The sequence below is a fragment of the Microcoleus sp. AT3-A2 genome (assembly GCF_036705685.1).
Classification (GTDB): domain Bacteria; phylum Cyanobacteriota; class Cyanobacteriia; order Cyanobacteriales; family Microcoleaceae; genus Microcoleus.
On the sequence record NZ_JAUBVF010000012.1, the window covers coordinates 131,345 to 145,130 of the forward strand.

A 13,786-nucleotide genomic window follows, 5' to 3' on the forward strand; every position below is an offset into this window, starting at 1 on the left:
AACACCATTATTATGCAAAATAAATAATTTTTGAATTACACTGAAGATAGGTAGAATTGAGGAATTTATTTATGACAGTCGCAACTAGGCGCTTCACCCTGGAAGAATTTTTGAAACTGCCAGAAACTAAACCTGCTAGCGAATACATTGAGGGGGAAATTATCCAAAAACCTATGCCGAAAACTAAACATTCTCGTCTCCAGGGGCAATTCCTGCGTGTCATTAATGAAGTGGTAGAGGAACCCAAGATAGCTTACGCTTTTCCAGAGTTGCGGTGTACGTTTGGCGGTCGCTCGATTGTTCCAGATATTGCGGTACTATTGTGGGAACAGATTCAATTTGATGAGAGCGGCGAACCAGTGGATGATGTGCGAATTGCGCCGTATTGGACGATCGAAATTCTCTCGCCACAACAAAGCTCAAATCGCGTCACTAGAAAAATTATTCACTGTCTGCAACATAATTGTCAGTTGGGGTGGCTAATCGATCCAGACGATCGATCGATCTTAGCATTTTTGCCCAACCAACAACCGCAATTCTGCGAAGGTAGCGATGTCCTTCCTGTGCCCGAAATGATTCCCCTGAATATCACTGCCGAACAGGTGTTTAGCTGGTTGAGAATGCAAGAATGAATCAGGGCGATCGACTTTTTTTACATGACATCCGGTTTTAAATCTCCTTTTTTAAAGTCTCGCGTTGCGCCGAGGCAAGGCAAGTGTAGTTGCGGTTTCAACCGCCGAACGTAGGGGCGGGTTTCACCGAGAATAATTGTTAATAATCGACAATATAGTAAACCCGCCCCCACCCAACGGTAAATCCCCATATATGTTTTTCTGCGGCGAGAAAATAAAGGTTCATGTAGGTTATTTGTGGTGTGGGGGCGGGTTTATATAGATTGTTTGTACTCGTTATATATTGTCTGTAAAACCCGCCCCTTGTATCTTAAAAGAGTTGGTGTAGCGATCGTACCGTCAAGCAGGCGATCGTACCGTCAAGCAGGCAATCGTACCGTCAAGCAGGCGATCGCTTCATCAAATAGGTGATCGCTCTATCAAGTAGGGGTAAATCTAAAGAAACAAGAAAAATGTAGCGCCTTGGTGCAAGTTTCAGCAGAAAGTGTTGTTTAAGGACATCAGAAATCGGTGAAGTTGGCCCGCCCCTTAGACTTTCGCAAGTCTGTTGTGTAGATAAGCTCCCATTACTGATGACAGGCGCGCACAAACTGGACAGTATCTTAGGCTCTCGGCATCGTCGGGAAAGCCTGCATTGACTCTCGTTAGTCTTCAATTGCCTGTCGGTTCTTTCATAAATCGGAGTATATTGGGAGCCAAAAATGACATCAACAGTCTTAGGCATAGACATCAGTAAAAAAGACTTTTATGTCTCATTGCTGACTGAAAGCCGTGCGACTAAACCCAAAAAGTTTACTAACAATACTCAAGGGTTTGAGAGTTTACATAACTGGCTCAAACAACAAAGTGTAGTCGCTATCCATGCTTGTATGGAAGCTACTAGCATTTACGGGGAAGCTTTAGCCGAATTCCTCTATGGGGCTGGGTTTCAGGTAAGTATCGTCAATCCGGCCCGGATTAAAGGGTTTGCTAAAAGCGAACTTCTGCGAACTAAAACCGACTCCGTAGATGCAGCACTGATTGCTCGTTTTTGTGCGGCGATGAAACCATCTCTGTGGACACCAACCGCGCCCGAAGTCAAGGAATTACAAGCTTTGTTGCGACGGCTAGAATCAGTCACAGAAATGATGACGAGCGAACAAAACCGTTTGGAAACAGCTACGCCAACTGTTGCTGGCCTTACCCTGGCACACTTAGAGTATCTAAGAGAGCAACAACAACTGATCAAAAAACTGATTAGTGACCATTTTGACCAACATCCACATTTAAAACAACAGCGTGAGCTGTTGACCTCAATTCCTGGCATTGGTGATTTAACAGCTTCTGTATTATTAGCTGAAATTGGTGAGGTTTCTGATTACGATAATGCTCGTCAATTAGCAGCCTATGCCGGTTTAACTCCCAGCGAACGCACTTCTGGGACTTCGGTTAAGGGCAAAACTCGTTTGTCCTGCACTGGCAATGTCCGACTGCGAAAGGCATTATATATGCCTGCGGTAGTGGCGATGCGTCATAACCCGTTACTCAAAGCTATGAGTGAACGATTATTGGGTCGTGGAAAGGTCAAAATGCAGGTGATTGGTGCGCTGATGAGGAAACTGGTGCATTTGGCTTTTGGGATTTTAAAATCCCAAAAGCCTTTCGACCCCAATTATTTGACTGCTACCCCTTGACAGGTCAAGACAGTATCTACGAAATCCCCTATTGCCGCCACCTGTCAAATTGGTCTTCGGAACAGCCATTAATAAATTGATTGTTCACCCAACCGTCAAGGATTGTCAAAGTTTCATTAGGAGGATTTCCCGAAAATCGGGCCGCAATTTTCACCCAATTACCTTGTCTGCTGACAGCCCTAACTCCGTCTCCTCTTTTCAAGTTAGCAACAACCGGGTACTGATTGCCTGGGCCTTTGCGAATGTTAACCGCGCCACCTTCACCTGTAATAAATGAACAATGAGTTTGCTTTTTTAAAGCTTCTGCTTTTGCGGGAGCCAGGCTTTGCTGATTTCCGAAAACAGGAAAGCTGTAAAGTGAGAAGCTAAAAGTTGCAACGACGGCTGCAATAAAAAAGGCTTTTGATTGAGAAAAAATTAGCATTATTTCATTTCCTTGGGTTGAGCGAACTGAAGTCCTGACTATAAACTTTTTGAGCAGGACTTCAGTCCTTACTACTAACTGTTATTTGACAGAGGCAAACCATTCGGTAACACCTTGGGCGATCGCCTCAGCTAACTTCTTCTGTTCTGTGGGATTCGCAATCCATTCAAACTCTTCGGGATTGATCATAAATCCCAATTCCATTAAAACAGATGGAGCAACGGCAGGACGAGTCATGGCTAAGTTGTTCCAGAATACACCATAGCTCGGACGGTTCAACTTGGCAACTAAATAATTGTGCAAAAACATTGCCAAACTGTGCGCTTGCGGGTGAAACCAGAAAGCGCCGACGCCTTTAGTCTTAATGGCATCCCCGTTATCCGGCAAAGCATTGTAGTGAATTGAAATTGCGATCGCAGGTTCTTCTTTTTGAATCATTTCCACCCTTGGCGGCAAATCCAAATCGACATCTTCTACCCGCGTCATTAGCACATTCGCGCCCCGATTTATCAATTCCTCTCGCACCAATTTTGAAACCGTTAAAGCTACTGTTTTTTCCCTAATTCCCACTGGACTCACCGCACCTCCATCCTCCGGCCCACCGTGTCCAGGATCGATGAGAATCTTAATTCCCGACAGCGGCTTTGCTTGCGACACAGGTATCATGCTTGTATTCGCCGGCGGGTTTTTTAAAGACAGCACTAAAGTTGTGCCCTCGTATCTCAATTTATAGCCCCACTGCTGGGCAGATTTGAGATTAAAAGTATATTGTACTTGCAGTGGCGCGATTTGTTGCCATTCCAAACGCGAAATTACCGGGTCATCAGAGAGGCGAATAATGTCAGTTTGAGCGGTAGTATTGTACAGGGTTAATGTGAAAGTGCGTTCTCCTTCTTGCACAGTGACTGGGACGGGTGTTTCTAAGGGAAATAACACCTCTGTCCAGCCGGAAACTTGACGCGAGCTGGCGCTGCGAATAATCGATCGCGGAGGCACTGTATCCTTGACAATTCGGACTTCCGCTGCTTTAATCCAAGCACCGTAATCGAGTCGGAGCCATTCTCCCTCGCGCCCGATAATTGTTGCTCGCGTTCCCTTCGGCAGCGGTGTCATCCGAGAAAAATCTGTACTTGCCCCGGTTCTGGCGACACCAGGATCTGCTGTTACTTCTGCTACTTCTAAATCCGCCGGAGAGAGAATAGAAATTTTGCCAGTACCTTGTTGGCTGATAGTTTGACCGTTCATTGTTAGTTCAAACGATGGCGCACCTAAATCAACTGTTTCTCCCTTAGATGAGAGGGCGTTTTCAGGGGTTTTACCGCAGCCTTGATACTGTTGGCTGCCGCCTTTTTGGATCGGGGAGTTTTCACCTAATAGTACAGATTTGTTGTCGGGTAGTTCGACTTGCGATCGCGCTTTTAAAGGAATAGTAACTCCCGCCAATTTTACCGAAACTTGAGCATTCGCAGGTGCGATCGCCCCAAAGCAAATATATTCTCCCGGCAAACTCGCGACATCGACTTTCGGCGTCAGGGAATCTTTAGCAAAAGCCAATCCTAGAGGGACTTCCGGCTGATTCGACTCGCGCGTCACCTTAATTTTGACTTCCTGATTTTCGTAACGCAATGTAAAGACATTTTCGCCGAGTTGCAGCGGAAAAGTCGGGGCGAAATGCCCGGATGCGGTGCGCGAAATTTGGTTGCCATTTACTAAAACTTGTCCCGGTGCGGGCGCTGTACCGATAAAAAAGATGCGATCTGCTGTAGTTTTGTGGTTACTCGGAGGATAAGCGACGAACAAAGGTTGAGCGGCGACAGCTACAGAGGCGATCGCCACGATCATCCCAAACACAACTAATCCTAAAAATTTTCTCATTCTAAATCGCAACTAATGGAGAGTCTGTTGATTATTTATACTAGAACTTGCCCTAAGAAACCGGATTTCAGAGGATTAGTCGTAAGTCTTATTTACTAGACAGAACCCATTTTATCAGGTTTGCAGTTGCAATTGAGCGATCGGCAACATAAATTACGGCGTAAAACCATTAAGTTTTAATTAATTCCGAGGTCGTTCTCCACAGTAGATCCAACCGATTCGCCGGCATCGTCAAATACAAAACATCCCCCGCACTCAGACAACAATTCAGCAAATCCCAGCCGTGGAGAGTTTGACACTTAGTTTCCACATAAAGAGGCACAAAATCAGCAGACTTAGCAGCATCTTGAATGCGCTGGCCGCAGAAAGGATGGTTTGGCGTAATCAATGTGGCCAAGCAAACCCAGAGACTGTCAGCAGTCATTCCATTTCCCAAAATTCGGCCTCCAATTGCCGCCGCCGCAAAAGCAGGAGCCGCCAATTCCGTCGGGTTCAAAACTCCTTCAAACTCAAAAACTTGCTGCACCATCAAAGCAAAATGTGGGTCTTGATTGCGGACAATAACCGATAGTTTGGGTGCCAATCCTTTAGCACTCAAGGCAATTTCAACATTAGACATATCGCTGCTAGTAACAGCCAAAAGTGCTGCCGCTTGCTTAACATTAGCAGCTTCCAGAGTTGCGGGCAAACTGGCACTTCCCTGAATGAGCGGAATTTTCATTGAGCGAGCCGTGCTCAGAAATCGACTGTTCGGATCTTGCTCGATCACCACAATATCGTAACCGTTAGTGTGTAGTTCTTTAGCAATTTGGATACCCATTCCTCCGAGTCCGCAGATAATATAATGATTGCGCTGCGGCACTCGCGCCACATCCCAATATTCGGTAAAGCGAGTTCCCAATACATAATCGTTGAGCAGCGCGTAGCAGATGCCGATGATGCCGGCTCCAACTAACATCATGACAACTGTAAATAGTTTAATGCTTTCAGGAGCTTGTTCGGCCACTTTTTCATAGCCTCCGGCTCCGGTAATCATCCCTACTGAAAAATAAAGAGAATCGACAATTGAGATATGCTTGTCAACACAAATATAGGTGGCAGTAGCAACAGCAATCATTGACAGCAGCGTCAGTACAACAATTACTGCTGCTTGGCTGTGCTGCTGAAATCTGTGCAGCCTAGTTAATGTTTTGAGCAGTTTTGGGATTAAAGTTGTTTGGGGACTGTGGATAGTCGGCTGAGTGGCAACAATTAGCCGATCGCCCTGCTGACACTGCCGATCGGCAAGCACCGCCGATACTAAATCAGTTTTGTTAGCAGCCGGGAGATAATAAATCAACATTCGCGATCGATCGTCCCACAAATCGCTGAGTTTGCGATTTTTCCAAGGATGTGTTTCATCGATATATTCTTCGTGAATCGGCCAAGTGCGATCGAACAAACGTAACTGTCCGATCGCCTGATTTCCGAGAGCCGCAAAGGCAAAAACCGGAGCCGCTAATGATGAAACGCTCATGGAAGTGTGTTCGGGCAAAGTGTGGTCAATTCTGTCGCCCAAGCTAGTATTAAACAATCTGTTAATGGTACGAATCTGAGGATTGAGAATCCTCGCTTGCATCAAAATTGCCAAATTCACAGCATCATCGTCTGCTGCAATTACTAAAGTGTGAGCATTTTGAATGCCTGCTGCCAACAAGGTAGAAGCTGCTTGCAAATTACCGACAACCACATCAGAAGTTTCGCCGCGAATTGGGCGATCGCTAATACCAACCACAATCGCTCCTTGCTGTCTCAACAAACAAAAAATCTTGTGTCCCGTGTGGCCCAACCCGCAAACAATGATTCGAGGTTTCATAAAAAGTTATTTGCCAGCCAATTTCGGAGCTGTCCTTGTAGTTTTACTTACCATTGTTGACTCTCCTGGCTTTGCAGAATGTAGCTAAAAAGACTATCTAGGAAACTTGTGCCGCAGTGGCCTGGAAGTTTTGAAACAAGGACACGGGACTGCCGTCTCCCTAAAGCCGCGTTCCCAAGTTTGGAAAGAAGGACACGGCAGTGCCATGTACCTACAGATATGAGGTGCAACTAACCTAATTTAATATTTGAAAAATATCCGGGTGCGACAGTCAACCAGCGGAATTTGAATAGGTAGGGACACTGCCCTGTCCCTACAACTATGACTTCCTACATAAATTTAGCTGCCTTAGTGGCGGGAGTTATTATGAAATTGACTGCACCCTTATTAGCATCCGCTTTAGTTTTCGCCGGTACTGTCGCCTTTGCAAGCCAAGTGCAAGCAGGTCCAGCCAGCAACTGGAATAACACTAGAACAACATTTCAGTGCGTTACTTCCGGTCGTAATATTGCCACAATTGCGCGGCGGGGAAATGTCACGACAGATCCGATGATTCTGTGGCAATCTACCGAGTTCGGCCGCGAATATACACCTTGGCAGCGCTGTCAAATTGTTTCCAATAGATTGACCAAAGCTGTTGCCCAGAATGGCGGAAAATTGAGCAATTTGCAGTTAACAACAGGAACTCTTAATAACTTGCCAGTAGTTTGTTACGTGAACGGACGGGGGCGCTGCAACTCTCAAAATCTGCTGTTCACCCTAGACAAGCGCAATGCTAAAAATCCCGGTGAAGCTTTAACGAGATTGATTAATTTTGCCCAAGACGGCAGCGGGCCCGTTACAACGTTGAGAACCAGCAGAGGTCCATCGTCTGCACCGCAGTTTGTTCCCTTTGGAGATATGGTCGATCGAGCTCTTAATTCTCCAAACAATAAACCGTCAGTTCCTGTAACAAAACCGCAGGGCGATCGAGGTATTTAATCTCGAATTCTACTCGTTACCAGGCTCTGCCTGGTAACGCAGATCCGGAGGCTCTGCCTCCAATTTTCATGGAAGCTGGCGAGGCAGAGCCTCTGGATATCGGTTCCCAGGCAGAGCCTAGGAACCAGTTAATATTTAGACTAAAAACACTACACTGTCACCCCTTCAATCTTCTCATCAGTCAACTCGTACAACTCGCGCAACTGCTGCAACTTATCCGCATCCGGCAGCCAAAAACCTCGCCCGTTAGCCTCCAACATTCTGCCGACAATATTGCGAAAAGCTTCAGGATTTGCCTCCCGCAACTTCTTCGCCATCTCTTCATCCAAAGCATAAGTATCAGCCGCCTGATCGTAAACCCAACTATCAGTAAAATCAGCCGTTCCGCCCCAACCAATTAACGCCGTCATCCGCTGCGAAATTTCATAAGCGCCACCCGAACCTTGATTGACCATCGCGTTAGCCCACTTAGGATTTAGCAACTTAGTTCGATATTCCAAGCGCAGCAAATCTTCTAAATTGCGCGGAGTGGTATCCTGAGAAAAACTTTCTACAAAACTCGTATTAACCTTTTTGCCGCGCTGCTTTTCTGCGGCTTTCTTCAAACCGCCAGTATTCGCATAATACTCTTGAATATCAGTCAAACCGTATTCCACAGAATCAATTTCTTGAATTATGCGATCGCACCCTTGCAACAACTGAGTCAGAACCTCCGGCCTCGCTTCCCCCTTATCCTTCCTCCCGTAACTAAAAACATTGCGACTTTCCCAAGTTTTCCCCAACTCATCCCCCGATTCCCAACTGCCATCCACAACCCTATCGTTAACCAAAGAACCAAAATCCCCAGCCGGATTAGAAAACAACCTTGCCGAATAATTCTGCACACCTTGTGCCTGCAAAATTAAAGCGTGTTTGCGAATAAAATTCTCCGATTCCGGTTCATCAGCATCCGCCGCCCGCACAAACAAATCATCCAACAATTCAATAATATTCACAAAGCTATCTCGGAAAATCCCCGAAAGATTTCCCAACACATCAATCCGGGGATGACCGACATCAGCTAACGGTTTTAATTCATAGCGAACAATGCGGCCAGTACCTTCTTTTAGAGGTTCAGCCCCCACCAATTCCAGCAGAATACCAATAGATTCGCCCCGCGTTTTAATTGCATCCAAACCCCACAGCATCACTGCCACCGTCTCAGGATAATTTCCCTGTTCCTTAAGGTGCTTATCAATAATTTTTCGAGCAATTTCGCGGCCCCTTTCATAAGCAGCAGGAGAAGGCATCCGATAAGGATCTAAAGCGTGAATATTCCTGCCAGTTGGCAATACCCCAGCCCCATCCCGCAACAAATCCCCACCCGGTGCCGGCAGAATATATTCCCCATTCAAACCCCGCAAAAGATTAGTCAACTCATCCGAAGTTTGCAACAACAAATCCCGCACCAACAAACCCTCCTCAAAAACCCCATCAAACCCCTCTTGTGGCACAGGCATCTTGCCTGTGCTTGTTTGCGAAACAATTGTTTGCACCTGTTCCTGTGATAACCTTTCCCCAAAATAAGCCTCAAGATAAGAGGTCATTTTCTCAGAATTAGGCGGTTCCCCCAGAACGTGCAAACCAGAAGAAAACAAGCGAGATTCCACCACCTGCAAATACTCGTACAGCTTCACCAAATAGCGGTTAAAAGCATCAGCACTAAACATTCCCACATTCTCAAAACTAAAAGCAATCCCCAATTTCTGAGCATCCTCAAACGGACAGTCTGCCTCCAAACCGCTATCTAAAACTTTCTTGCAAATAGCCTCTTTCAGCACATGATTCTTAGCCTGATCTTCCCGATATTCCGCAATCAAATCCCGCAAAGCCATCAATTCCTTGTACAAGCCCGCGCGACCGTAGGGCGGCACGTTGTGAGAAATCAAAACACCGTAACCGCGCCGTTTTGCCAACATCGATTCCGAGGGATTGTTGGCAGCATAGATATAAAGATTCGGCAAACTTCCCAACAAAATATCCGACCAAGAATAGCCAGTATTTCCCAGAGGAGATCCCGGCAACCATTCAACAGTGCCGTGCATTCCGAAGTGAACCACAGCATCAGCTTGCAAATCATTTTGCAGCCACTTGTAAAAAGCAGCGTATTGAGGGTGAGGCGTCAAATCGCGATCGAACATTAAGCGCATCGGATCGCCCGAAATTCCCAGCGGCGGCTGCAAACCTATCCAAACATTCCCCAGTTGAATGCCACCGATTTGGAACTCGTCGCCGTCTGTCTTAATGCCCGTACCAGTTAAAGAATTCCACTGTTTTTCGATACGACTTGTTAACAAATACCCCAGCCACTTCTCCAGCTTTTTGACATTAACAGTATTGCCAAACCCTCCCCTCCCATCTGCGTTCATCCCCGTTAATCCGTCCCCATCTGCGGTTGCAGCATCATCCGCCTCTTTTACCCTACGAATTAACTCCTCACCGTCAGCCGGAATTTCTCCAACCGTATAACCTGCCGCTTGAAGTTTGTGCAGGAAATTTAGCAGCGATTTCGGTACATTTAATAAAGCAGCCGTACCCGCCGCACCGTAACCGGGAGGAAACCCGTAGAGAATAATCGCAATTTTCCTTTCAGATGGCGGAGTTTGGCGCAATTTTACCCAATTGTTAATTCTACTTGTCAGGCGTTTCGCGCGATCGGGCACCAGATAAATATCCTCACCCACCAAACCGCCCAGGGGAACAGGATCGATCGCGCCATCCAACTCAGGCAAAGCATACAATACCACACTTTGCAAACCTCCAATCCCCTGACGAGTCCAAGAATGAATATCCTGAATCAGCAGAGGTGCGGACACAAAATAAGGTACATTTTTAGCAGTTAAAATGCGCTTAGCAACTTCCACCTGACGCCCACCTTCCATCGAACCAGCAGGCCCGCCAACCAAAGGAAAGCCAATAGTAGAAACAATCGCATCAACTTCCACAGCATCTTTAGAAAGCGAAAGAGTTTCAATATTGCCTTGTTTTCGGCGCGCAGTTTCATCAGCAGTCGTCATCCAATCCCGCACCGCCACATGGCCTTCAACGCCATTAATAAAAATCGGCAAAGGCACAATTCCCGCATCTTCAAAATAGCGAATCAATTGAGGAATATAAGGTTGTTTGGTGATAACGTGCTTCCGGTAAAGCAAGATGCCTACAACAGGGGATTTTACTTGATATGAATTTTGGAACCAATTGGTGTCAAATTTTGTGGAAGGGGCATCTTGTCCGCCCCTAGCACTTTGATTACCGAGATACCAATCCAAATATTGCCGAGGCGATTCAAAATAACCATTATAATCAGGATGCAATAAACCCATATTGGGAGTTTCCACGGGCGGCGGAATTTCTGCAACCTTCAGCCCCAAATACTTTTCTGCAATAATCCAAAACATCGAGACAACATTATCCGCACCGCCCGCATTCCAGTAACCATAAATAATCAGCCAGTTACGCAAATCTTGCACTTTTTGCACCGGCACATATTTTAATAACTTCGGCCCAACCTTCAAAAAGCTGATATAACCAGCCAGCTTATCTTCTTCTCGCCCATTGCTAAACTTATCCAGAATAAACTTAACAGGCTTCGGCATTCCCTTCGGCTTGTCGCCAATTTTAAAAGCACCGATTTGAGTAAGACTCATCAATTCCAAAGCCGACTCAAAAACCAGGCGAATCGGAATATTTTGCACCCTTTCCCGCAGCCACATTACCGCATCGTAATCAAACAGCAAACTCCCGAAAAATACATCAGCATTCGAGAGGGCGGCTGCTACAGTATCGGGTTCATCTGCGAGGGCGCGATCGCTAAAAACCCGTACTTCCAATCCCTGACAGCCAGAAACAGCCAACTCGGCAGCTTTGCGGTACAAATCAGCATTAAAAGATTCAAACCCTGCAATTAAGACAATGCGTTTCACAGCCCCACCTCGAAATATTTGCTTCTTTTAATGATAGACTAATCGCAGAAGATCACAGGCAAGATGCCTGTACCACTAATAAAACATAAAAACTACTTGCTTCACTTCTTGTTCTTCCTTCGCGGTTCATCAAATATGTCTTATTAATGTAAGAACCAATTAAAATAATCAAACCAATCCAAACAGAGCAATATTTACAACAGTGAATAGAATTCCTCCCGCCATAGTTATCTTAGGTCAAAACAGCCTGCCGATCGCCAAAAAAATCTCCGCACATTTCCCCGGTTCCCAGATTTACGGTTTAATAGATCGCACTTCCAACACAGACATCAACTTTAGCAACTTCGGCGAAACATTGCGGGAATTGTTTGCAACAGAAACCCCCATAATCGCTATCTGCGCCGCCGGAATAATCATCCGCACCCTCGCCCCGCTGCTGTCAGACAAACGCGCCGAACCGCCAGTTTTAGCCGTCGCAGAAGACGGAAGCGCCGTCGTACCGCTGTTGGGCGGTTTGCACGGCGTTAATGATTTGGCCAGAGAGATTGCAGCCGCCCTCGGCGTAAAACCTGCAATTACTACCACCGGAGATATCCGGTTTCGCACCGCGCTACTGAGTCCTCCCCAAGGCTATTATTTGGCGAATCCAGAGGACGCGAAGACTTTTATTTCAAATTTGCTCGCCGGGGCCAAAGTACGCCTAGAAGGGGCTGCAAGCTGGCTTTCCGAGAGCAATTTGCCGTTAGCGAAGCCCTCGAAGAGGATCGCCCCCGACGCAAAATTGACTATCCGCGTCACCGAAAAAGCAATTGCGCCAACGGCCGATTGTTTAGTTTACCATCCGCAAATTGTGGCAGTTGCACTGACAAAGCTATCGAATATTGAGCCGGAAATAGCGGTTTCATTTGTCCAGCAAGTCTTGGAAAATGCAGGTTTAGCACCAGCTTCTGTTGCTGGATTTTTTGCATTAAAAGAGGAGATGGGAAATCCGGCACTTGAAGCAGTTTCACAATATTTTAAAGTCCCCCTCCGCTTTTTCAATCTCTCCGAACTTGTCGAATTAGACTCAATTGAATTTATCGAAAATAAGGCCGCACAAATTGCCCTGACAGCAGCCGGTGCAAACAGTCACTTAATTGAGTCCGATCGCCCAAACGCACTCAATTGCGCGATCGCCCTGGCCCCCGAACCCATAAATGCTAGCGCGATCGGAATTAGTCGCGGCAAACTGGCGATCGTCGGTACTGGCCCCGGAGGCGCGCCCTGGATGTCCCCGGAGGTTAAGGAAATTCTGCGCGAAGCCACGGATTGGGTGGGTTACAAATTTTATCTCGACTTAGCTGGAACCCTGCGGGAAGGACAAAAGCGGCACGATTCCGACAACCGCGAAGAGATCGATCGCGCCCGTTTTGCCTTAGATTTAGCAGCATCCGGTAAATCTGTAGCCGTGGTTTCGTCGGGAGATCCGGGTATTTTTGCGATGGCGGCGGCGGTGTTTGAGGCGATCGACTTTGATGCCAAACCCGAATGGCAAGGCATCGATATTCGGGTAGCACCGGGCATTTCAGCCATGCAGGCAACCGCTGCTGCGATCGGAGCACCCCTCGGACACGATTTTTGCGTGATTTCCCTTTCGGATATTCTCAAGCCCTGGGAGGTCATTGAACAGCGGATTTCGGCTGCTGCGATCGCAGATTTTGCGATCGCATTTTACAATCCGATCTCGAAACAGCGGATTTGGCAACTCTCCAGGGCGATCGAGATTTTGTTGCAAAGTCGCGATGCTAAAACCCCCGTCGTACTAGGGCGAAACCTCGGCCGGCCCGGTCAATCTGTGCGGGTTTGCACCCTCGGCGAATTCCAGCCGGAAGACGCTGACATGAGAACTTTAGTGATTGTCGGTTCGAGTCAAACTCGGATTATTCCCCGCAAATATGGAGAGGTTTGGGTTTACACGCCGCGCAGGTACGAAAAATAAGTAAATCAGCAAAAACTTCGGAAATAAGCAATTGACGGAAAGCTAATTAACTTTGACAAGGAGATATTTTGAGCTCGCTGGAGGGAGTCTAGGTTAACAAATGGCGGCGAATCACTCGACTGGCCTGGTATTTCACCTCCTAGTTGTCACTCTCGATTGATCAGTAATCCTCTTTGATTACAGAAATCCTCGCTACAGAGGAATCTCGGCTTCCGAAGGCCGAGTTTTTCTCGCTGAGATTGAGCGACTTTAGAACTAGACTCAACCCTAGTAATGGTTTCAGCTTCATTTTGGGAGAGATAGAATTTACTTCTCTGTAAATATTTTTTATTATAGTCATTTCAAATAAATGTGAGACAGAGGCAAGATCATGATAAAATCGATAAAAATAGTTAATTAAAAAAAA

At 46.5% G+C, this 13,786-nt stretch carries 10 protein-coding genes; 4 read left to right on the top strand and 6 right to left on the bottom strand.

Features of this window, described 5'->3' with window-relative positions; translation table 11 throughout:
• Positions 1–71 precede the first annotated feature (71 nt).
• A complete protein-coding gene (locus QUB37_RS10200) occupies positions 72–632 on the top strand; it encodes a Uma2 family endonuclease (RefSeq protein WP_333161513.1) in 561 nt (186 codons plus the stop codon).
• Positions 633–652: 20 nt separating this feature from the next.
• On the opposite strand, the gene QUB37_RS10205 is transcribed toward QUB37_RS10200, so the two are convergent.
• Positions 653–823 (bottom strand): hypothetical protein, encoded by a 171-nt coding sequence (locus QUB37_RS10205; protein WP_333161515.1) that lies wholly within the window; start codon positions 821–823, stop codon positions 653–655.
• Positions 824–1,333: 510 nt separating this feature from the next.
• On the opposite strand from QUB37_RS10205, the gene QUB37_RS10210 reads away from it, so the two are divergent.
• The gene (locus QUB37_RS10210) at positions 1,334–2,305 is read left to right on the top strand and encodes an IS110 family transposase (protein WP_333161517.1); all 972 of its coding nucleotides are present in this window, start codon (positions 1,334–1,336) and stop codon (positions 2,303–2,305) included.
• Between the two features lie 28 nt (positions 2,306–2,333).
• On the opposite strand, the gene QUB37_RS10215 is transcribed toward QUB37_RS10210, so the two are convergent.
• The 3 genes from QUB37_RS10215 to QUB37_RS10225 form a co-directional block, all read right to left on the bottom strand.
• Positions 2,334–2,729: an SH3 domain-containing protein gene (locus QUB37_RS10215; RefSeq protein WP_333161519.1), complete on the bottom strand. Its 396-nt coding sequence runs from the start codon at positions 2,727–2,729 to the stop codon at positions 2,334–2,336.
• Between the two features lie 81 nt (positions 2,730–2,810).
• Positions 2,811–4,604 carry an N-acetylmuramoyl-L-alanine amidase gene (locus QUB37_RS10220; RefSeq protein WP_333161521.1) on the bottom strand — a complete coding sequence of 598 codons (1,794 nt, stop codon included), beginning with the start codon at positions 4,602–4,604 and terminating at the stop codon, positions 2,811–2,813.
• 169 nt (positions 4,605–4,773) lie between these two features.
• Positions 4,774–6,459, bottom strand: coding sequence for an NAD-binding protein (locus QUB37_RS10225; RefSeq protein ID WP_333161523.1), 1,686 nt, complete (start codon positions 6,457–6,459; stop codon positions 4,774–4,776).
• A 321-nt stretch (positions 6,460–6,780) separates the two neighbouring features.
• On the opposite strand from QUB37_RS10225, the gene QUB37_RS10230 reads away from it, so the two are divergent.
• On the top strand, positions 6,781–7,440 hold the full coding sequence (locus QUB37_RS10230; protein WP_333161525.1) for a COP23 domain-containing protein: 660 nt from the start codon (positions 6,781–6,783) through the stop codon (positions 7,438–7,440).
• Positions 7,441–7,589: 149 nt separating this feature from the next.
• Here QUB37_RS10230 and bchH read toward each other — a convergent pair whose 3' ends face one another.
• Positions 7,590–11,402, bottom strand: a complete 3,813-nt coding sequence (bchH, locus tag QUB37_RS10235) for a magnesium chelatase subunit H (RefSeq protein WP_333161528.1) — start codon at positions 11,400–11,402, stop codon at positions 7,590–7,592.
• A 202-nt stretch (positions 11,403–11,604) separates the two neighbouring features.
• Between bchH and cobJ the strand changes: the two genes are divergently transcribed.
• On the top strand, positions 11,605–13,380 hold the full coding sequence (cobJ, locus tag QUB37_RS10240) for a precorrin-3B C(17)-methyltransferase (protein WP_333161530.1): 1,776 nt from the start codon (positions 11,605–11,607) through the stop codon (positions 13,378–13,380).
• A 160-nt stretch (positions 13,381–13,540) separates the two neighbouring features.
• Here cobJ and QUB37_RS10245 read toward each other — a convergent pair.
• A partial coding sequence (locus QUB37_RS10245) for a hypothetical protein (protein ID WP_333161532.1) occupies positions 13,541–13,786 on the bottom strand: 246 nt, incomplete at its 5' end.

Bases quoted from the DNA above. Each gene is read 5' to 3' on its own strand.
- QUB37_RS10200 (WP_333161513.1), top strand. From the start codon at position 72: ATGACAGTCGCAACTAGGCGCTTCACCCTGGAAGAATTTTTGAAACTG.
- QUB37_RS10205 (WP_333161515.1), bottom strand. From the start codon at position 823: ATGGGGATTTACCGTTGGGTGGGGGCGGGTTTACTATATTGTCGATTA.
- QUB37_RS10215 (WP_333161519.1), bottom strand. From the start codon at position 2,729: ATGCTAATTTTTTCTCAATCAAAAGCCTTTTTTATTGCAGCCGTCGTT.
- QUB37_RS10210 (WP_333161517.1), top strand. From the start codon at position 1,334: ATGACATCAACAGTCTTAGGCATAGACATCAGTAAAAAAGACTTTTAT.
- QUB37_RS10230 (WP_333161525.1), top strand. From the start codon at position 6,781: ATGACTTCCTACATAAATTTAGCTGCCTTAGTGGCGGGAGTTATTATG.
- QUB37_RS10220 (WP_333161521.1), bottom strand. From the start codon at position 4,604: ATGAGAAAATTTTTAGGATTAGTTGTGTTTGGGATGATCGTGGCGATC.
- QUB37_RS10225 (WP_333161523.1), bottom strand. From the start codon at position 6,459: ATGAAACCTCGAATCATTGTTTGCGGGTTGGGCCACACGGGACACAAG.